The sequence below is a fragment of the Xanthomonas sp. 3793 genome (genome assembly GCF_024806835.1).
GTDB lineage: Bacteria > Pseudomonadota > Gammaproteobacteria > Xanthomonadales > Xanthomonadaceae > Xanthomonas > Xanthomonas arboricola_F.
Window position 1 is genome coordinate 305,515 of sequence record NZ_JANTYU010000004.1, and the last position, 20,390, is coordinate 325,904.

The 20,390-nt window shown below is 66.4% G+C and carries 19 protein-coding genes; 14 read left to right on the forward strand and 5 right to left on the reverse strand.

The features are described 5' to 3' along the window. Positions 1-5: 5 nt before the first annotated feature. The 3 genes from FHY18_RS14800 to FHY18_RS14810 are packed head-to-tail and all read left to right on the forward strand — an operon-like array spanning position 6 to position 2,629. Positions 6-1,277, forward strand: a complete 1,272-nt coding sequence (locus tag FHY18_RS14800; RefSeq protein WP_259156443.1) for a pyridoxal phosphate-dependent aminotransferase — start codon at positions 6-8, stop codon at positions 1,275-1,277. Beyond that, positions 1,277-1,900 carry an SGNH/GDSL hydrolase family protein gene (locus tag FHY18_RS14805; RefSeq protein ID WP_259156444.1) on the forward strand — a complete coding sequence of 208 codons (624 nt, stop codon included), beginning with the start codon at positions 1,277-1,279 and terminating at the stop codon, positions 1,898-1,900. The genes FHY18_RS14800 and FHY18_RS14805 overlap by 1 nt, the downstream gene beginning before the upstream one ends. A 57-nt stretch (positions 1,901-1,957) precedes the next feature. Continuing rightward, entirely contained in the window at positions 1,958-2,629 is a 672-nt protein-coding gene (locus FHY18_RS14810; protein ID WP_259156974.1) for a class I SAM-dependent methyltransferase, read from the forward strand. A 721-nt stretch (positions 2,630-3,350) separates the two neighbouring features. On the opposite strand, the gene FHY18_RS14815 is transcribed toward FHY18_RS14810, so the two are convergent. After that, positions 3,351-5,468 carry a TonB-dependent siderophore receptor gene (locus FHY18_RS14815; protein WP_259156445.1) on the reverse strand — a complete coding sequence of 706 codons (2,118 nt, stop codon included), beginning with the start codon at positions 5,466-5,468 and terminating at the stop codon, positions 3,351-3,353. Between the two features lie 483 nt (positions 5,469-5,951). Beyond that, positions 5,952-6,749 carry a polysaccharide deacetylase family protein gene (locus tag FHY18_RS14820; RefSeq protein ID WP_259156446.1) on the reverse strand — a complete coding sequence of 266 codons (798 nt, stop codon included), beginning with the start codon at positions 6,747-6,749 and terminating at the stop codon, positions 5,952-5,954. A gap of 45 nt (positions 6,750-6,794) precedes the next feature. Between FHY18_RS14820 and grxD the strand changes: the two genes are divergently transcribed. Next, the gene (grxD, locus tag FHY18_RS14825) at positions 6,795-7,721 is read left to right on the forward strand and encodes a Grx4 family monothiol glutaredoxin (protein ID WP_259156447.1); all 927 of its coding nucleotides are present in this window, start codon (positions 6,795-6,797) and stop codon (positions 7,719-7,721) included. Positions 7,722-7,818: 97 nt separating this feature from the next. Next, positions 7,819-8,688 carry a hypothetical protein gene (locus FHY18_RS14830; protein ID WP_259156448.1) on the forward strand — a complete coding sequence of 290 codons (870 nt, stop codon included), beginning with the start codon at positions 7,819-7,821 and terminating at the stop codon, positions 8,686-8,688. A 94-nt stretch (positions 8,689-8,782) separates the two neighbouring features. Here FHY18_RS14830 and FHY18_RS14835 read toward each other — a convergent pair whose 3' ends face one another. Continuing rightward, positions 8,783-9,343, reverse strand: coding sequence for a DUF924 family protein (locus tag FHY18_RS14835; protein WP_259156449.1), 561 nt, complete (start codon positions 9,341-9,343; stop codon positions 8,783-8,785). 140 nt (positions 9,344-9,483) lie between these two features. Here FHY18_RS14835 and FHY18_RS14840 point away from each other — a divergent pair, with 140 nt between their 5' ends. From FHY18_RS14840 to FHY18_RS14870, 7 genes are all read left to right on the forward strand, one after another. Then, positions 9,484-10,884 carry an amidohydrolase gene (locus tag FHY18_RS14840; protein WP_259156450.1) on the forward strand — a complete coding sequence of 467 codons (1,401 nt, stop codon included), beginning with the start codon at positions 9,484-9,486 and terminating at the stop codon, positions 10,882-10,884. Continuing rightward, a complete protein-coding gene (locus FHY18_RS14845; RefSeq protein ID WP_259156451.1) occupies positions 10,881-12,161 on the forward strand; it encodes an amidohydrolase family protein in 1,281 nt (426 codons plus the stop codon). The genes FHY18_RS14840 and FHY18_RS14845 overlap by 4 nt, the downstream gene beginning before the upstream one ends. A 260-nt stretch (positions 12,162-12,421) precedes the next feature. Continuing rightward, positions 12,422-13,003, forward strand: coding sequence for a hypothetical protein (locus FHY18_RS14850; protein WP_259156452.1), 582 nt, complete (start codon positions 12,422-12,424; stop codon positions 13,001-13,003). Continuing rightward, entirely contained in the window at positions 13,000-13,419 is a 420-nt protein-coding gene (locus tag FHY18_RS14855; RefSeq protein WP_259156453.1) for a DUF2809 domain-containing protein, read from the forward strand. Before FHY18_RS14850 ends, FHY18_RS14855 begins: the two co-directional genes overlap by 4 nt. Before the next feature lie 21 nt (positions 13,420-13,440). Continuing rightward, positions 13,441-14,196, forward strand: a complete 756-nt coding sequence (locus tag FHY18_RS14860; RefSeq protein WP_259156454.1) for a hypothetical protein — start codon at positions 13,441-13,443, stop codon at positions 14,194-14,196. Positions 14,197-14,218: 22 nt separating this feature from the next. After that, complete coding sequence (locus FHY18_RS14865; RefSeq protein ID WP_259156977.1) at positions 14,219-14,560, forward strand: hypothetical protein; 342 nt, start codon at positions 14,219-14,221, stop codon at positions 14,558-14,560. 211 nt (positions 14,561-14,771) lie between these two features. Next, positions 14,772-16,373 carry a rhamnogalacturonan lyase B N-terminal domain-containing protein gene (locus FHY18_RS14870; protein WP_259156455.1) on the forward strand — a complete coding sequence of 534 codons (1,602 nt, stop codon included), beginning with the start codon at positions 14,772-14,774 and terminating at the stop codon, positions 16,371-16,373. A 186-nt stretch (positions 16,374-16,559) separates the two neighbouring features. On the opposite strand, the gene FHY18_RS14875 is transcribed toward FHY18_RS14870, so the two are convergent. Both FHY18_RS14875 and FHY18_RS14880 read right to left on the reverse strand, forming a co-directional pair. Beyond that, positions 16,560-17,306, reverse strand: a complete 747-nt coding sequence (locus FHY18_RS14875) for a cellulase (protein ID WP_259156979.1) — start codon at positions 17,304-17,306, stop codon at positions 16,560-16,562. A gap of 390 nt (positions 17,307-17,696) precedes the next feature. After that, entirely contained in the window at positions 17,697-18,512 is an 816-nt protein-coding gene (locus FHY18_RS14880) for a cellulase (protein WP_259156456.1), read from the reverse strand. Positions 18,513-18,997: 485 nt separating this feature from the next. Here FHY18_RS14880 and FHY18_RS14885 point away from each other — a divergent pair, with 485 nt between their 5' ends. Further along, positions 18,998-19,942 carry a DegV family protein gene (locus tag FHY18_RS14885; RefSeq protein WP_259156457.1) on the forward strand — a complete coding sequence of 315 codons (945 nt, stop codon included), beginning with the start codon at positions 18,998-19,000 and terminating at the stop codon, positions 19,940-19,942. An 86-nt stretch (positions 19,943-20,028) separates the two neighbouring features. After that, the gene (locus tag FHY18_RS14890; RefSeq protein ID WP_259156458.1) at positions 20,029-20,367 is read left to right on the forward strand and encodes a hypothetical protein; all 339 of its coding nucleotides are present in this window, start codon (positions 20,029-20,031) and stop codon (positions 20,365-20,367) included. Positions 20,368-20,390 lie beyond the last annotated feature (23 nt).

Here is a 20,390-nt window from a genome sequence, read left to right on the forward strand (position 1 = left end):
GTCGCATGTCCACTGCCCCGCAAAAGCCGCTCGCCATCCGCGAGCGTCTGTCCGAAGTCCGCTACGAGATCCGGGGCGAGCTGGCGCGACGAGCGCGGGAGCTGGAGGCGCAGGGCCGCAAGCTGATCAAGCTCAATATCGGCAACCCGGGCGCATTCGGGTTCCGTGCGCCGGAGCATCTGCAGCGCGCGATCGCCGACGACATGGGCCGCACCGATCCCTACACCCATCAGCAGGGCCTGCCGGAAGCGCGCGAGGCGATCGCCACCGCGTATGCGCGGCGCCAGCACCCCGATGCGCACCCGGAGCGTATCTTCGTCGGTAACGGCGTCAGCGAGCTGATCGACCTGTCGCTGCGCGCCCTGCTCAACCCCGGCGACGAAGTGCTGGTGCCCTCGCCCGACTATCCATTGTGGTCGGCGGCTACCATCCTCAACGACGGCCGCCCGGTGTATTACCGCTGCGCGCCGGAAAACGGCTTCCAGCCGGACCCGGTGGAGATCGAGACGCTGGTGTCCTCGCGCACCCGCGCCATCGTGCTGATCAATCCGAACAACCCCAGCGGCGCCAGTTACTCGCGCGAGTTGCTGGAGCGCATCGTGGCGATTGCGACCAAGCACAACCTGTTGCTGATGGTCGATGAGATCTACGACCAGGTGCTCTACGACGACGCCGCCTTCGTACCGGTGGCGCCGCTGGCAGGGGCGCATCCGTGCATCACCTTCGGCGGGCTGAGCAAGGTGCACCGCGCCTGCGGCTGGCGGGTGGGCTGGGCGCTGCTGTCGGGCGAGCAGTCGCGCATCAACGACCTGCGCAATGCGATGGATCTGCTCGGCGCGCTGCGCCTGTGCGCCAACGTGCCGGGCCAGTACGCCATCGATGCGGCAGTGAACGGCCCGGACACCATCTCGGCGCTGTGCGCGCCGGGTGGGCGTTTGTACGAAACCCGCCGTGCGGTGATCGAGGCCTGTGCGGCCAGTGAGCATCTGTCGCTGGTGGCACCGGCGGGCGCGCTGTATGCGTTCCCGGCGGTGGTCGGTGCGGCGGCGCGCAACTTCGACGATCACGAGTTCGCGCTCGACCTGATGAACGAGGAAGGCGTGCTGGTGGTGCCCGGCTCCAGCTTCAACGTGCCGTACCGCCATCACTTCCGCGTGACCCTGATGCCGGAAGCCAGCGTCATGCGCGATGTGTTCGCGCGCATCGACCGCGCACTGGCCCGGCGTGCGGAGGCGGTGACCAAGGTGGTGCCACTCAAGTCGCGCAGCGTCGCTTGATGGCGGCGCCCGGCACGCCACTGCGCTATCTGGCGCTGGGCGACTCGTACACCATTGGCGAAGGCGTCGCCCCTGCGCAGCGTTGGCCGGTGCAGCTGGTCGATGGCCTGCGTGCCCACGGGTGGAATGTGGCGCCGCTACAGATCATCGCTACCACCGGCTGGACCACCGACGAACTGCAGGCCGGTCTCGATGCGGCCGCGCCGCAGGGGCCGTTCGAGCTGGTCAGCCTGCTGATCGGCGTCAACAACCAGTACCGCGGGCGCTCGCTGGACGAGTACCGCAGCCAGTTCGATGCGTTGTTGCAGCGTGCAATCGGGTTCGCCGGCGGGCTTGCGGCACGCGTGTTCGTGCTGTCGATTCCCGATTGGGGGTTGACCCCGTTTGCGCATGCGCAAGGCGGAGATGCGGCATTGATCGGTGCACAGATCGATGCCTTCAACAGCGTGGCCGCCGAACGCTGCGCCGCACGCGCGGTGCGCTTTGTCGACATCACCGCCACCAGCCGCGATGGCGGCGATGCTGCCGACATGCTGGTCGACGATGGCCTGCACCCCTCCGGCGCCATGTATGCACGCTGGACCGCATTGGCACTGCCAGCGGCGCGCGATGCTCTAAGCTAGCCGCGCAACACGCCTCATTGCCAAGGAACGACATTGCACAGCACCGCCACCCAACCCATGAGCCGCGCGCAGGCGCTGGCGATCGCGCGCGCGTTTCTGCCGCCGCATCCGCTGGGCAATCGCTACGACTATTACTACACCCAGGCCAAGCTGCGCACTGATCCCCTGTATCCGGGCGTGCTGGCCGAATTGCGCAGCACCACTGCGCCCGTGCTGGATCTGGGCTGCGGGCTGGGCCTGCTCGCGCATGCGTTGCGTGCCGATGGCCAGGCATTGGCGTATCACGGGGTGGATGTGGACGCGTCCAAGATCCGCCGCGCGCAACACATCGCGCAGCGCTCGGCATTGGGCAATACGCAGTTCGCCGTGGTCGATCTGAGCGTGGCATGGCCGCAACACCGCGGCAGCGTGACCATTCTGGACGTGCTGCAATATCTGCAGGAAGACATGCAGGCCAGCCTGCTGCGCAGCGTGGCGCAGATGCTGACGCCGGGCGCGAAGCTGGTGATCCGCAGCGCATTGGGCGATGCGAGCAGCCGTGGCCGCACCAGCCGGGTGACCGACGTGCTGGCGCATCTGAGCGGCTGGATGCAGCGTATGCCGCGCAGCTATCCCACCCGCGACAGCCTGCAGGCGCAGCTGGATGCCGCCGGTCTGCGTGCCACGTTTGCGCCGTTGTACGGCAACACGCCATTCAATAATTGGTTGATCGTGGCCGAGCCGCGCTGAGGCCGTGCACAACGTGCCTGGCTCGATTCAGAACGGCTGACAAGACCTAACGCGCGGTCGCCGGATGGATGTGGATAGCACGCAGAGACCGGGTTGGACGCGTAGCACGTGCCGCACCGAGCACGGGCCGCGCAGTCGTTTTGACAGCCGCTGTTGACGTGATGCGGATGATCCCGAGCTACGTTGTTCGAGAGCAGTATCCTCACCGCACCAGAGAATCCGCTGGTTGCCTTGTTGAAAAACCAAGCACACCGACCATCTCGACGGGTCCTTGCCCGCCCAGCGTCGCGGGACCTTACGCGGCATGGATGCCGCGTAAGAGCCTCCATGGACGGATTCACGGCGTGTCCCGCGATGGTGGGCGGGCAAGGACCATGCAGCCAAGCCGCAGAGCAGCCGCTCTACAACGAATCTACCCGCGCCGACCAGGCACTTCGGGACAACCAAGTCATCGAGTCGCTACGTCGTTTAGATGCAGGCAAAGGCTTGGTTAGCCAAGTGCGCGGTACCCTCACCGCTCACGGGACACGCCGTGAATCCGTGCGTGGAAGCTCGATGGCAGCATCCATGCCGCAAGCGGTAAGCGCACCGCGCCAGAGAGTTTGCAGGCTGTTTTGTTGAAGGCCATGCACAACGACCATCTCGCCTGGTCCCTGCCCGCCAACCGTCGCGGGACCTTTGGCGGCATCGATGCCGCCAAAGCCTGTCGTCTTGAGCAAGGTCAGAACTTCCAGGACAGCGTCAGCTCCACATCGCACGGGTCGCCGTAGATCAACTGGCTTTGATACACGATGTTGGCGTAGTAGGTGCGGTCGAACAGGTTGCGCACGTTGAGCTGCGCCGACCAGGCCTGGTTGATGTCGTAGCGCGCCATCGCATTGGCCAGCACCACGCTGCCCTGGGTCAGCCGCTGCGTCGTGCCTTGCGGCCCCGCCATCAGCTCGTGGATGGCCGACTGCCAGCTCAGCCCAGCGCCCACGCGCCACGGGCCGGTTTGCCAGCTGGTGAACAGGGTAGCCTCACGACGCGGGCTGGTTGGATTCACATCGACACCGCTGGCATCGTTGGCATCGAACTGGGCAAAGCCGAACGCGACCCGCCATTGCTCGGACAGCTGCCCATCGAGCTGGAACTCCACGCCCTGACTGACCGTGCCCTTGGCGGCGAGATAAGCCTGGGTGGTGGTACCGGGCACCAGTTGCCCCGGGTCGTTGACCGCCAGGTTGTCCTGCTCAATGCGGAATAGCGCCAACGCGGCATTGAGCTGGCCGCCGAGATACTCGCCCTTGGCACCGACCTCGTAGCTATTGCCTTCAAGTGGGGCGAGATAGCGCCCATCGCGGTCGCGGTTGTTCTGTGGTTTGAAGATGCCGGTGTAGCTGGCGTACAGCGAATGGCGGTCGTCCACATCGAAGATCAGACCCGCGTACGGCGTCGTGCGGCCGCGGCGCTCGTACGAATTTGCAGGCACAAGCTGGTCGGTATTTTTCCAGTCGGTGATGCGTGCGCCGACGATCGCCTTCAAGGTCTCGCTCAGCTGGAAACGCCCGGCCGCATAGGCGGCAACCTGGCGCACATCGCGGTCTTCGCCCTTGGTGAGCGCGGTCCATTGCGGCTGCGTCATCGTGCCCGTCCAGGCGTAGACGCTTTCCGCAGTCAAGGGTTGCAGCGGTGCATTGGACCAGCTGCGCAGGTTGCGATTCATCCAGGTGGCGCCGGCCACGATCTCGTGCTCGCGGCCCCACAGCGTCAGCGGCAGGCTGAGATAGGCATCCAGACTGTTCTGTGCGCTGAGCGTGGGATAGCGCCCTCCAAAGGTGCTGGCAAGGCCCAGACCGGTGTCCCTGTCCGGATAATCGAGATAGCCGAACAGTACCGACTTCCAGTCGGTTTCGAACCGTTGATGCGAATACTCCACATGCAGCTGCGCACCGTTGTTGAAGCGATGGGTCAGGCCGGCGAATGCGTTGGTGGTATCGGCCACGCCGCGCGCCCAGCGCGGCGTAAAGGAATCCGAACGCGCAAAGTGGGTACGGCTGCCGTCGCTGAAGTAAGCCGGCACTCCACCCCAGGTGGTGCCGCGACCATCGTTGCGCTGTTTGTTGATGCCGATGTAGCCGCTGGTGGCATCGCTGAGATCCGCATCGACGATGCCGTAGAACAGCGACGACCGCTTGCTGTAGTAATCGCGAAACGAGCGCTTGTCCTCATAGCTGGTCACCACGCGGCCGCGCACGGTGCCGGCGGCGTTCAACGGCGATTGCGCATCGACGGTGCCGCGATAGCGGTCCCATCGGCCGGCCGATAGATCGATGCGACCGGTGGGCACCTCGCTGTCGGCATGCTTGCGCAACAGATCGATGGATGCGGCCGGGCTACCTGCGCCGGAGGTCAGGCCATTGGCGCCGCGGACGATCTCCACCCGGTCGTAGATGGCCATGTTCTGCTGTACATCGCCACTGTAGTCGGTGGGAATGCCATCGATGCGGTAGTAGTCCACCTCGAAGCCGCGCGCGGTGATGTAGGTGCGCTCGGTGTCCCAGGTGGGCGAATTGAAGCCGGCCACGGTATCGGTGACGTCCTGCAGCGATTGCAGGTTGCGGTCGACGATCTGCTGGCGCGTCACCACCACCACCGACTGCGGCGTGTCGCGCAGCGACAACTCCAGCTTGGTCGAACTGCGCGCGACATCGGCGGTGTAGGAATCGTTACCTTCGGTGGCGGCGCCGCGATGCGCAATGATCTGCAGGCGATCCAGATCGACCGGATCGCGGGCGTTTGCCTGCGCGGCGGCCAGCGCGGGGCACGCGCAGGCCAGCGCAAGCAAGGACCGCGTCATCCCGGCACGCGGGACACTCAGATCTACACGCACGGCGGCGCGCACGGAAGCGGGGCGATAGAACATGCTGTCAGCCTCATGATCGGAAACTGCCGTCGATGACGGCGACTGAGGCTGGCACGGCCACACCGTGCACGATGCGACCCAAGAGCTGGCTGGGGCGCGCATGGTCGATCCGGGCCGGAGCGCTGTCAATAGAGGCGCACGTTGGATGCGCTGCAATCCACGGCAAAGAGGCTGCTCCGGTACACGACGTACCGGGCGGGCGCCCGGCAATACGCACATCGGCTTGCGGCACGGAATCCGCGCGTCACGCCGTCAATGACGGCCCCGGACAGCCCATCGGCGCGTATGGGAATTGGTGGACGCCATGCATGGCCGACCGCGTTTGGCTGCAGCAAGGCGCACGTGCGTCGATGCCGCGGGCCATTGCACCGCCCGCATCCCGATTGCAGGCCTACGGCAACGCGACATCCGCGCGTGTTACTTCGCTCCGGGCACGATCCCCACCAGCCCGCGCACCCGCATCGCTTCCAGCACGCCACGCAGGATGGCCAGGTTGTGGCCATGCGCAGCACCTTCGTGCAGCAGCACGATGGCGCCGGGGCGCAGGTCGCGCACGATGCGCGCGATGGTGACGTCCGGCTCGCAGTGCACGCCGTCGAAGCCGCGTGCGCTCCAGGCCACGCGGGTCAGCCCGTGCGCGCGCAGTGGCGAGGCGACGAAGGGGTTGGTCATGCCCACCACCGAGCGATACAGCCGCGGGGCCTGCCCGGTGATGCTGGCCAGGGTACGCTGCGCCAGGCCGATTTCCTGCGCCATGCGGCGCGGCCCCAATGCCCAGAACCAGGCCTGCGGATGGGTATGGCTGTGGTTGCCGATGCCGTGCCCGCGGCGCACGATCTCGCGCACCAGTTCAGGCCGCTGCTCGGCCCGCGCGCCGACCACGAAGAAGGTGGCCTTGGCGTCGTAGGCATCGAGCAGTTCGAGAATGGCCGGGGTGTCGTCGGACGGGCCGTCGTCGATGGTCAGCCAGACCTGCGGCGCGGCGCCGGGCAGCTGCGCCAGCACCGGCGCGTACAAACGTGCGCGCGGCAGGAACACCGGCACCACGAACACCGCATGCGACACCAGCAGCGCCGGCAGGCCCCAGGCCCAGCCCAGATGCCACCACAGCACCGCCACCGCGACCTGCGAGAGGACGAACAAGCCCACCCAGCGGTAGGGGTGGGAAGGGATGCGATACAGCGTTTCCGGCGTGGTCATGCCGCATGATGCCATGCGGCGTAGAATGCCCGGTCTCCACGCTCTCACCGAAGTGCTGCCATGTCCCTCGATCCCGCCCTGCGTTCCCGTATCGATACGCTGCTGCAATCCAGCCGCGTGGTGCTCTTCATGAAAGGCCAGCCCGGCATGCCGCAGTGCGGCTTTTCGGCCAAGGCGGTCGGCGTGCTGGACGGGCTGGGCATCGACTATGCCCACGTCAACGTGCTGGCCGACCAGGAGATCCGCGAGGGCATCAAGGCCTACGGCGACTGGCCGACCATTCCGCAGCTGTATGTGGATGGCGAGCTGATCGGCGGCAGCGACATCATCCTGCAGATGGCCGACAGCGGCGAGCTGAGCAGCATGCTCGGCCTGCAGGCGCCGGATCGCAGCCCGCCCAAGATCACCATCACCCCGGCCGCGGTGGAGATGCTCAAGGGCGCGCTGGCCGATGCGCCGGATGCGTCGCTGACGCTGGCCATCGATGCGAACTTCCAGCCAAACTTCCAGCTGGCGCCGACCAACCCCAACGCCATCGCCGCCGAATCCAACGGCCTGCGCGTGCAGTTCGACCTGGCCAGCGCGCGCCGCGCCGACGGCATCACCATCGACTGGGTGGACGACATCCGCGGCCGCGGCCTGGCGATCGACAACCCCAACGCGCCCAAGCCGGTGCAGGAGCTGTCGGTGCGCGACGCCGACGACCGCCTCAAGGCGGGCACGCTGACCCTGGTGGACGTGCGCCCGGCAGACGAACGTGCGCTGGCCACGGTCAACGCACCGTTCCGCACCCTGGATGCGCACGAGCGCACCGCCATCGAACAGCTGCCCAAGGACACCCCGCTGGCGTTCCTGTGCCACCGCGGCGGCCGTAGCCTGCAGGCGGCCGAACATTTCCGCGGGCTGGGCTTCAGCAACGTCTACAACGTCACCGGCGGCATCGACGCCTGGTCGGACGAGGTGGACAACGGCGTGGCGAAATACTGAGCGCGGCGACCGACGCCACGCACCGCTGCATACCGAAACGGGCGTTCCATGGAGCGCCCGTTTTTTCATGGATCGACACCCGCAAGGACTTCGCCACATGCACACCCGTCTGATCGCGCTCGCCCTGGCCGCCCTGTTGCCACTGGCCGCACATGCCGCCGACCCCACGCGCGCCGTGCTGCTGGTGCCGACCTACGACAGCCAGCCGTCCGACGACCCGTTGGAATACATCCCGGTGTGGTTGGGCAAGGGCGTGGCGAACGACTCCACCCTGCCCAAGTCGTTGGTGAACCAACCGCTGCAGGCCTTCGATAACGGCGCTTCCACCGCCAACGTGCGCCTTGCCGCGCTGAGCGTGGACGACAACAGCATGTGCGGCGGCACTTCGAAACTGCGCTTGAAGGGCAATCCCACCCTGACGCACTCGCCGCTGTTGTCGACGGTGGATCTGAATCCGGGCAAGCGTTTCGTCGGCCGCGCCGCTACCGCTGCCGAACAGGCACAGTTGCTGCGTCAGGTGGGCGACGCCACGCAGCTGCGCAAGACCGTCAAGCCGGCGGCGCTGGCTCAAGCGCTGGCGGCTTTCGAGGCGGACCGCGCGCAGGACGCAGCGTCGCTGCAGATCGTGACCGATACACAGCAGCCGCAGCGGCGCGTGGCGGTGCTCACCGCAAACCACCCGACCAAGACCGGCAATCTGGACAACCCGACCGGCGTACTCGTGGTGCTAGCGATCTTCGAGCACGACGGCAGCCGTTGGCAGTTCCGCCGGGGCAGCGCGGCCAGCGGCTGCGATGATTGCGAAGACCTGCCGCTGCGGACGCACCTGCTGCAGTTCGGCGATATCGACGGCAATGGCACGCTGGACTTTGTGCTGTCGGAAAGCGGCTACGAAAGCTACGGGTTCTATCTGCTGCTCGGCGAAGGCGCCGGCTGGCGCTCGGAAGGATTGCCGGGCGGCTGCTGATCGCCCTTGTTGCGCGCGCACGATGCCGGTTGCGCCATTGCGCACCGGCGCCGATCCCATCAAGCCGCGTGGCGCACGCACGCCACGCCAGCGCTCAACCGGCAAATCCACCCTCGTCGAGAAACTGCTGTTCCTCTGCGGTGGTCTCGCGTCCCAGCACTGCATTGCGATGCGGAAAGCGCCCGAAGCGCTGGATGATCTGCTGATGCTCCTGCGCCCAATGCGTCGTCTGGGCATCGTCCAGGGCGGCGATCAGCTGCATGGCGCGCGCCTGCTCCTGTAGATCTTCCGCGTGCTCGAACGGCAGATAGAAAAACAGCCGCAGTTGCGCAGACACCTGTTGGTCGAACCCATGGTCGAGCGCCTGCTTGGCATAACGCAACGCCAGCCCGTCGGTCGCATAGGCATGCGCACTGCCCCGGAACGCGTTGCGCGGAAACTGATCCAGCAGGATCAGCAGCGCCAGCGCATCTTCGGCACGCGCCATCCAATGCGCATAGTCGCCCCGCGCGGCAGCAAAATGCTGCTCGCTGAAGTGCTGGCGAAAGTTGGCATCGAACGCATCGTTATGCGTGAACCAGCGTGCCGAGCCGGCCAGCTCCCAGAAGGCCAGCACCACATCGGCCTGTTTGTTGCGCTCTGTTTTGGCAATCATCGACGCTCCCCCTGAGGAATACGGCACAGCATGCACGCTTGCATGTGATGAAGCAGCCGCAACCGCACCTTCAGCACTTGGCAAGCACGGCGCTGGCGGCTAGGTTTGCGGCCTACGTTTTCGTTTCACCGGGGAAATCCATGCGTTCCATCCTGTTCGCCGCCCTTGGCGCGGCGCTGCTGTGCGGGCCTGCGTCTGCAGCATCGCGGTTTGTGCAAGACCCCTACCCCAGCACCTACCGCGCGCTTGCGTCCGGTCCGGTGCTGATCCAGCACGCCACGGTGCTGACCGGCACCGGCGAGCGGCTGGACGATGCCGATGTGCTGCTGCGCGACGGCAAGGTGGCCGCGGTGGGCCGCGCACTGCAGGCGCCCGCCGACGCGCGTCGCATCGATGGCACCGGCAAGTGGGTCACCCCCGGCATCATCGACGTGCATTCGCATCTGGGCGTCTACCCCAGCCCCGGCGTCAGCGCGCACAGCGACGGCAACGAGATGACCGCACCGGTCACACCCAACGTCTGGGCCGAGCATTCGATCTGGCCGCAGGACCCGGGCTTCGGCACCGCGCTGGCCGGCGGCATCACCTCGCTGCAGATCCTGCCGGGCTCGGCCAACCTGATCGGCGGGCGCGGCGTCACGCTCAAGAACGTGGCCTCGACCACTTACCAGGGCATGAAGTTTCCCGGCGCGCCGTGGGGCCTGAAGATGGCCTGCGGCGAAAACCCCAAGCGCGTGTACGGCGAAAAGGGCGGCCCCGCCACCCGCATGGGCAACGTGGCCGGCTACCGCGCCGCCTTCATCGATGCGGCCGAATATCTGCAGAAGAACGCACCGAAGAAGAAGACCGAGAAGAAGCGGCATTGGTGGAGCCGCGGCGGCGACAACGACAGCAGCGGCGATGCCGGCGGCAAGCGCGATCTCAAACTCGACACGCTGGCAGGCGCCATCAACGGCGATATCCGCGTGCACATCCATTGCTACCGCGCCGACGAGATGGCGACCATGCTCGACCTGTCCAAGGAATTCGGTTTCCACATCGCCGCCTTCCATCACGGCGTGGAGGCCTACAAGCTGGCCGACCGGCTGGCGCAGGAAAACGTCTGCGGCGCGCTGTGGGCCGATTGGTGGGGCTTCAAGATGGAAGCCTTCGACGGCATCCAGGAAAACATCGCCATGGTCGACCGGCCGGCCAACAGTTGCGCCATCGTGCATTCGGATTCGGAAGAAGGCATTCAGCGCTTGAACCAGGAGGCCGCCAAGGTGATCGCCAACGCACGCCGCAGCGGCACCGAGATCGCGCCCGAACGCGCGATCCGCTGGCTCACCAGCAACGCCGCCAAGGCGCTGGGTATCGAGAAACAGACCGGTGCGCTGGAGCCGGGCAAGATGGGGGATGTGGTGGTGTGGAACGGCAATCCTTTCAGCTCCTACGCGCTGGCCGAACAGGTCTACATCGACGGTGCGCAGGTCTACGACCGGCATGACCGCGCACTGCAGCCGGTGTCGGACTTCATGCTGGGCCAGGAGGTGGCACGATGAGCCGCGCCGCGTTCGCACGCTCGCGCCTGCGCGCGCTGGCCGCGCTGGTGATGGCCGCACTGGCCGTGCCTGCAGTCGCACAGCAGGTGCTGATCCGCGATGCCACCGTGCACACCGCCACCGCGCAGGGCACGCTGCAGCACACCGACGTGCTGGTGCAAAACGGCGTGATCCGCGCGATCGGCAGCAACCTCGCCGCGCCAGCCGATGCTCGCGTGATCGATGCCAAGGGACGCCCGCTGACGCCGGCCTTGTTCGGCGGCATCACCGAGATCGGTATCGAAGAGGTATCCGGCGAAGACAGCACCGTGGACAGCGGCATCAAGCTGGCCGAGCAGCCGATGCGCCCCGAGTTCGACGTCACCCTGGCCTACAACCCCGACTCGGTGCTGGTGCCGGTGGCGCGTGTGGAAGGCATCGGCTTCACCGCGCTCGGCGCCACCACCAGCGGCGCCTTCATCGCCGGCCAGGGCGGCATCGTGCGGCTGGACGGCAGCCCGGACCCGGTCGGCCCGCATGCCTTATTCATCCGCATCGGCGCGGCGGCGTCCGATCTCACCGGAAGCTCGCGAGCGGCGCAATGGATGCTGCTCGATCAGCTGGTAGCCGAAGCGCGCGGCCGCGTCCCGGCCGATTCGCCGCATGCCTTGCTGACCCCGATGGGCCGCCGCGTGCTGGCCAGCTATCTGGCCGGGCAAGGTCGCATCGTGGTGCAGGTGGAACGCGCGGCCGACATCCGCCAGTTGTTGCGCTGGGCACAGCGCGAGAAAGTGCGCATCGCCATCGCCGGTGGCGCCGAAGCCTGGAAGCTGGCGCCGCAACTGGCGCAGGCCAGGGTGCCGGTGCTGGTCAATGCATTGGCCGATCTGCCGGCCACCTTCGATCAGATCGGCGCCACGCTGGAAAATGCCGCGCGCCTGCGCGCGGCCGGAGTGGAGGTCAGCTTCAGCCAGAGCGGCGATGCCTCGCACAACGCACGCAAGCTGCGCCAGCTGGCCGGCAATGCGGTGGCCAACGGCCTGCCGTGGGAATCCGGTCTGGCCGGTCTGACCCGCGTGCCTGCAGAGATCTTCGGCGTGGCCGATCGTATCGGCAGCATCGCGGTGGGCAAGCAGGCCGACCTGGTGCTGTGGGAAGGCGACCCGCTGGATGTTGCGCACTACGCCGAACAGCTCTGGTTGGGCGGGCGCGAAATGCCGATGCGCTCGCGCCAGACCGAACTGCGCGACCGCTACCTGCAGCAGGCTGGGCCACTACCGCGTGCGTATCTGAAATAAGCCTCGCCAACGACACCACGTCTGGGCTGCGCCAGACAGGCGCAGCCGGCGCTCTGAATCGACATGTACGCCTCGTACACTGCGCCTGGTTCACGCCGGCCGCTGCGCTGTGGACCGCTTGTTCCATTCAGCTGCTGCAAGTGCTGCCTGCGTCGATGCACGTGTATCGCAATGGTTTTGCCGACGCAGGCACGCGCGTGCATCGGCCTGCGTCTCCACCATCGCCGGCAGCCTGCCGGCATCACTCGCAAGGACTGCCGATGCGCCTGCTACCCCGCCTGGGATCATCCATCATCGCTGCCTCCCTCGGGTTGCTGCCGCTGTCGGGCATGGCGCAATCGGGGTGGATCAATGCCCAGGGCGAGTCGGTTGCAGAATCGCCCAGCCGCAAGACCGTGCAGGACATGGGCGCCGGCCTGTTGCTGACACCGGATGCGGACTGGCAACAGAAGTGGAACACGCCCAGCGACACCGCCCCGCACTTCAACGAGGTCGACCATGTCGCGACCGGCGATACGATGTTCGTGCTGATCTTTCTGTCCAATCCGGGGCTGGATGCGCAACGCCGCGCCGATGTGGTGTGCAGCATCCGCGTCATCGACCCCACCGGGCATGCCGAGCAGAACACTGTCGATGCGCCGTGCCTGCAGACGGGCATCGAAGGCGACCCGCGCCATGTGTATCTGGCGCAGGTCAGCCTGGCCGTGCGTGCGGAGGCGAGCGACCCGCCCGGCCGCTGGCAGGTGCAGGTCACCGTCAACGACCGGCAGCGCGGCATCCGCATTCCACTTGCCAGCACTTTCACCATGGGCCGCCAGCGGCAGCCCGCAAAGACGCCATGAGCACGCTGTCGTTGCGCGCGCGGGCGGTCTACCTGTTGGTGGCGGTGGCGCTGTTGCTGATCGAAGTGGCGATCGCCACCGGCTGGATCGGCGGTGCGTGGGTGCGCGGCAGCCTGGGCGATGTGCTCGCCGTGGCGCTGGTCTATTGCGGCCTGCGCGGCGTGTTTGGCTGCCCGCCGGGATGGGCCTGCACCCTGGCAATCGGCATCGGCTGCGCAATCGAAGGCTTGCAGGCCATCCATCTGGTCGACCGGCTTGGTCTGCGCCCCGGCAGTGCGGCCTATATCGCGCTCGGCAACACCGCAACGCTGCACGATGTGCTGATGTATGCCATTGGCGGCGCTATGGCGGTCGGCTGCGATGCGCTGTTGCGACCGCGACCGCATGCGGCACCCGCAGCCCCGCTGGTCGATTGATCCTGTTTTTCCTGGAACGCCATGCCCACCCTTCCGTCTTCAGCCATCGTCCGCTGCGCCGCCATTGCCACCGTGCTTGCGCTGGGCGCCTGTGAGCGCGACACCGCATCCACCCCGTCATCGAGTGCCGGAGCGATCGCTGCCGCTGCAACCACGCCTGCCCGCACCGCAGTGACCTTGCACTGCCCGGATCTGGACGATGCCACGCGCGAGGCCGCCGCCCTTGCCGCAGGCGCGGGCGATCGCGTGCGGCGCGTGGGCGCGCATCGGCTGGAAGTGGCAACCGATGCAGGCACGCAGGTATTCGACGACAGCCCGCCCTACGATGCGCCGCTGGACGGCGCCGAGTACCGCTATTGCGATCGCCGCGATGCGTACGTGTTGCTGCATCACCGCGATGGCGACACGTTTTCCGGCGTGCTGATCGACACCCGCAGCGGCACGCAGCTCCCCGGCGGCACCCAGGTGGTGATCGCGCCGGATCGCAGCCGCTATCTGGCCGTTGCGCAACGCGACGGCATGGACGGCGAGCAGTGGCGCGTTGTGGATTTCAACAAGCGCGTGCTGATCTCCACCACCAGCATGCTGCTCAGCCGGGATGGCACGACCGGCATCGCCGAACTGAGCGCACCGCAGTGGTTCGGTACGCAGCTGCAGGCGACCGCCACCTGCCTGAGCGACGACACCCAGCACTGGCAAGTCCGTCTGGCCAACGCGCAAGGCGCCTGGAACTGGCAGCCGCGCCGCACGTGCGATGCCAGCGATGCAGACCGATGACATGATGTTTGCAGGCGGCGGATTGCGTTCGATCCAACGCGCGGTGCTGCGCCAGGCGCCGGCCAATCTGCAGCGCGGAATCGAGGCCGTGGGCGGGCGCCTGATCCTCACTGCCGACGCGCTGCTGTTCCAGCCGCACACGTTCAATGTGCAAACGCGTTCGCTCGCCGTGCCGCTGAGCGCAATCGTGACGCTGCAACCGCGCTGGACACGGTTGTTCGGGCTGCTGCCGGTGGCGCCGACATCGCTCGCCGTGCAGTTGGACAACGGCGATGAGCACCGCTTTGTGATCGGCAAACGCCACCAATGGATTGCCGCCATTGCCGGCGCCCGTGACGCACTGAGCCAGGTCGAGCAGCCTTAGAACACCTGCGACCAATCGCAACCATCGCAGTCACGCATCAACGCGTTCCACCCCAGGTCGCAGTGCAAGCGTGACCCGCACTTAGGTTCATTGCCGAAGTTTGAACCGGGTGCACGCTCTGCATCCTGAGCACTCGCAGCACAGCTCGCGCCCCCCTAGCATCGCGCAGCGGCATCGTGGCCACATCCTTGCTTCGACTGAGGAACTGAACATGCTCCACTCCAGCTTGCGCATGCTGGCATGCGCGCTGTGCCTGTACGGCGGCGTCAGCGCACCGGCCCTGGCCGCCTTCGGATTCACCCGCAGTGGCGACCGCGTGGTGGTGGACACCGGCGCCGAGCTGGTGTTTTCGGTCAATGCCAACAACGGCGACATCGTGTCGATGCGCTACCGCGACAACGAGCTGCAGACCACCGAATCGAAGGGCTCGCATATCGCCTCGGGCCTGGGCAGCGCCAGCGTGGACGCGCGCGTGGTCGGCGGGGCGATCGTGGTGTCGGCCAAGGCCGGCGATCTGACCCAGTACTACATCGCACGCAAGGGCCGTAATGCGATCTACATGGCCACCTACGCACCGACCCTGCTACCGGTGGGCGAGCTGCGCTTCATCGCGCGCCTGAACGTCGCCAGGTTGCCTAACGCGCAACAGGAACCCGACTCCAATGTCGGCAGCGTGATCGAAGGCGAAGACGTCTTCCTGCTGCCGGACGGGCGCACCAGCTCCAAGTTCTATTCGGCGCGCCGCATGATCGACGACCAGGTGCATGGGGTCAGCGGCTCGGGGGTTGCGGTGTTCATGCTGATGGGCAACCGCGAGCGCAGTTCCGGCGGACCGTTCTTCAAGGACATCGCCACGCAAAAGACCCGCGTGACGCATGAGCTCTACAACTACATGTATTCCGACCACACCCAGACCGAAGCGTTTCGCGGCGGCCTGCATGGCGTCTACGGCCTGTTGTTTACCGATGGCGGCGCACCGAACAGTGCGCAGCTGAGCACCGACTTCGTCGATGCCACGCTGGGGGTGAGCGGCTATCTGGCCGGCAGCGGGCGCGGTGCGGTGAGCGGCCGGGTCGGCGGCGTGCTGTCCGGGCAACCAGCCGTGATCGGCTTGCGCAACGACCAGGCGCAGTACTGGGCCACCGCCAACGGCAGCGGCGATTATCAGGTTGCCGGCGTGCGGCCGGGCCGCTACCGCATGACCCTGTACCAGAACGAGCTGGAAGTGGCGCAACGCGAGGTGGAAGTCTTCGCCAATGCCACCGCGCAGGTGGCCTTGCAGGCCGTGGCCTTGCCGGGCACGGTGAAATGGCAGATCGGTGTGCCCGACGGCACGCCGGCCGGATTTCGCCATGCCGACCTGCTGCCGCGTGCGCATCCGTCCGACACCCGCATGCGCTGGGCGCCGGTCACTTACAGTGTAGGATCGAGCAGCGTGGGGAGTTTTCCCGCCGTGCAGTGGCGCAGCATCAACACCCCGACCCGCATCGACTTCACCCTGGCATCCAATGACGTCCGTAGCTATCGCCTGCGGATCTTCGTGCCGCTGGCGCAGGTTGGCGCGCGCCCGCAGGTTGCCGTCAACGCACGCTGGAATGGACCGCTTCCTGCCGCCCCCAACCAGCCCAAGACGCGTGGCATCACCCGTGGCACCACGCGCGGCAACAACACGCTGTATGAGGTGGACATCCCCGCCGCGGCGCTGCAGGCCGGCAGCAACCGCATCGAGATCGGGCTTGCATCCGGATCGCCGGATAACGGCTACCTCAGCCCGGCGGTCGTGTTCGACAGCATCCAGTTGGTGGCGCTGTAGATCGTCGCGCGTGCCGGCAACGCCTGCATGGCCACCGCTGCACGAACGCAGCTGCAGTGGTGGCCATGGTTCGAGTTGGCGCGGCCATCGTGTGATGCTGGTGCATTGCGCGTTGCGCGCAGGCGCCATGCCTTACAACGCTGCATGCAGCAACCGCGTCACCGCAGCATAGGCGAATTGCCGCGCTTATTTCGCCGCGATCGAACCGGTCAGCGATACCGACCCCATCCCGCCGGTGACCTCGAAACCGCCCTCCACCACCTGCAGATACAGATCGCTGCTGTAGCGACCGTCGCCACCGCGTAGCGCCTGCAACCTGGTCAAAAATGCCTTGACGTCGACATTGAGGCTGCCCTTGGCCGGAAGCGCATTGCTGTTACCGGCGCTGCCATGCGGAATGAACGTATAGACGTAGTAGCCGGCGGCCGAATTATTGCCTTCCCACAGATCGTAGGTCACACCGCCGGAGCTGAATGCATTGGACGCAGTCAACGTGCCCAGCGGGTAGGAATTGTTGGCACCCCAGATCATCACTTCCAGCTGCGGATTGCCCTTGCTGGTGTCCTTGCGAAAAAACAGATCGTAGGCAAAGTCGCCGGTCTGTCCGCTGCCCTTGGTGGTAAAGGCCAGCGTGCCGCTCAGGCTGCCTACCTTCGAGACCTGATGCGGGAAATAGCTGTCGGTGGCCGGGTTCATCGTGTAATGCCAGCCGCGACAGATCGCCGGATATCCGTACAACTGCCCGCTGGGCAAGTTATAGGTGACGGTCAGGCTGGGTGTGCTGCCGGAGCCGAACGTCGCCTTGATGTTGTTGGTGTTGTCGTTGAAATTATTGTTGTAAGCGTATTGCGTGCCATAGACCTTGGTCTCGCCGGTCGCGGCGCTGGCGCTGGAGGCGACCAGTACCAGGGCCAGTGCAGCGGCGCGCGGCAAAACGCCGCAACGCAAGGACAGACGGAAACGAGCGTGCACGTGCATGAGGTGAACTCCGATGATGGATGGATGGCCACGCTCGCCATCTGGCAACACGCCAGCGGGTGGGCGATGACCGTGGACACATCCGGCGCAATGACGCCTTCGCGCCACGCCGAATGCCCGCGCACTGACGGGGCGCGAACATGGCCATCCCTGCAGACCGATCACCGTGGCCTCGTCCGATGCGCGACGCATGCGTTTGCATGCGCCGCCCAAACGACCACATCGTTGTTCGATACGGCATCTTTCAGCGGCAGCCGCCATCGGGTCGCAGCGCGCAGACCACTGCCCATACACGCCTGCATGGACCGACCGCTGCGCTGACGGCCCATGCGCGACGCATGGGGCTTACTTGGCATCCATGGTGGCGCTGACCTTGGCCCAGCCATTGCCGCGCACCACTTCAAACCCCGCTTCGGCCGCATGCAGATACATGCTGTTGTTGTAACGGCCGTCCTTGGACCGGTTGTTCTGCAGCCAGGTCAGGAACGGCTTGGCATCGATGTTGAGATTGCCGCTGGTCTTGAGCGTCGGCTGGCCGGCGGTACCGGTCGGGATGAAGGTGTAGACGTAATAGCCGGCCCCGGAGTTGAAGCCTTCCCACAGATCGAAGGTGCGCCCGCCCGCAGTGATCACCTTGGTGGCGGTGACGGTGCCGATCGGCCAGGAGTTATGGTCGCCCCAGATCATCACTTCCAGCTGCGGGTTGCCCTTGGCGGTGTCCCAGCGGAAGAAGATGTCGTAGGCAAAGTCGCCCGCCAGGTTGGTGCCGCCGGCGCTGTAGGTGAACTTGAACGGCAGCGAGGAAATCGAGGAAATCTGTTTGGGGAACAACGTGTCGGTGGTCGGATTCCAGTCGTAATGCCAGCCGCGCACGATCGCCGGATACCCGTACAGGTTGTAGTCGGCGAAGTTGAAGGTGACGGTGAGCTCCGGCGTGCTACCGGTGCCGAAGGTGCCCTGGATGATGTTGTTGGGATCGTTGAAATTGTTGACCCATGCATAGTGGTTGCCAAAGATCTTGTACGGCCCGGCCAGCGCCGCCGGTGCCAGCGCTACCAGGCCGATTGCCAGCGCGGCCTTCCACCAGCGCGATGCGCGCCGCCGTGTGGTGGGCGCCTGCGCAGCGGTCTGCGTGAGGGTGTTGGATGGGGTGGTGTGCATGTGGACTCTCCATGGTGTTCGGCGCGACGGCGCCAGTGCGGCGCTCCCGGGACCGCCCTGCAGCGGTTGCGGCCGACCCTAGCAGCGGCGCCGCGACAGGAGCTATAGCGATTCCGGCAGGACAGCCCCGCCAAGCACGATAACGGGCGCTACCTTGCAGCCCGAACGTGTCCTGATCCTCAGTTCGCCACCATTGGCCCCGCCAGGCGCCATGTACCGCTCAGTGTTCCGGCCCGGGCTGGCACGCAAATGGTGCAGAGCCACATGCCTCCCCGGCCTGCGCCGGCCTGGTGGCCGCCCGGTGGCCGGTGACGTGGCCGCATCTCGCCAGGCACTTGGCCGCTCGGGCAGGCCGTAGACGGCTGCCTGGCCAGGGCCAGGGCTGGGTCCGGCGCAGGCAGTCAGCCGATGGGTCTACGCGCCAGGCGGGTTTTGCGATAGCGTTTGCACTTATAGAGACGACGCAATAGCCGGAGGGGGCGACGATGCGCATCGGAATCGTGGTGGACAGTGCGTGCGATCTGCCGCAGGACTTCATCCAACGCAACAACGTGATCGTGCTGCCGATCAGCGTCCGCATCGGCGAAGCCGTGCTGGCCGATCACCGCGATGAAGAGGCCACGCTGAGCTTTCTGCAGGCGCATGTGGCCGAACGCGGACATGAGGCGGAAACCACGCCGTTTTCGGTCAACCAGATCCGCGATCTGTTCCTGCAGCGCCTGGTCATCGATTACGACCACGTGTTCTGCCTGACCATCTCCAAGCTGCGCAGCCAGATCTACGACAACGCCATGCAGGCCAGCTTCGCGATCCTCAACGACTACAAGCCGATCCGTCAGGCCGCAGGCCACAGCTCGCCGTTCGCGTTGCGCGTGATCGATACCTTGAACCTGTTCGCCGGCCAGGGCATCACCGCAGTGGAAGCGGTGCGCCTGCGCGAGCAGGGCCAGGGCGTGGCGGCGATCCGCGCGCGGCTGGAGCAACTGGCCGAGCACACCTATGGCTACATGATTCCGCGCGATCTGTATTACCTGCGTGCGCGCGCACGCACCAAGGGCGATCGCAGCGTGGGTCTGATCGGCGCCGCGCTGGGCAGCGCGCTGGATATCAAGCCGGTGCTGCGCGCGTATCGCGGCGTCACCGAACCGGTGGCCAAGCTCAAGGGCTTCGAGCCGTCGGCCGAAAAACTGTTCGGCTTCACCGTGCGCAAGCTCCGCGAGGGCCTGATGACACCCACCGTGTGCGTGGGCTATGGCGGCGAGCTGGCCGAGCTGCACGCCCTGCCTGGCTATGCCGCGTTGCAGGCCGCCTGCCAGAGCCAGGGCGTGGAACTGTTCGAAAGCGTGATGAGCCTGACCGGCATGGTCAACGTGGGCAAGGGCGCGCTGGCGGTGGCCTTCGCCGCCGAACCGCATGGTTTTTCTGCCTGAAGCAAGCGCTTGACGGCACGCGGCCTTCGACGGCGTTCTCACCCCGCCTCGGCTAGTGTGCCGCCGTCATTCAACGGAGTGTGTCCATGCCTGTCAGCTACTCGATCAGCCTGCCCGACCCCAAGCTCGCCCGCGGCAGCGCGCCATCGGTGAGCTTCACCGCCAACGGCGCCGAGGCGTTCGCCGAACAGTTGCAGGCCGCACTGCGTGATCCGGCCTGGTTCGATCGCTGGCGCCAGCTCCAGGCCGACCCGGACGAGGTGGACCCCGCACTGGGCATCACCGATCCGTCGGCCACCGTCACCGGCAAGCAGGACGATCTGCGCATCGACCTGGTCGCCACCACCAGCATCCCCGGCGACCTGTTCAAACAGCGCATGCAGGCCCTGGCCGGCCATCACTGGGAAATGCGCGACGTGCGTTGACGGTGTGCGCCGCCATGCTTCAC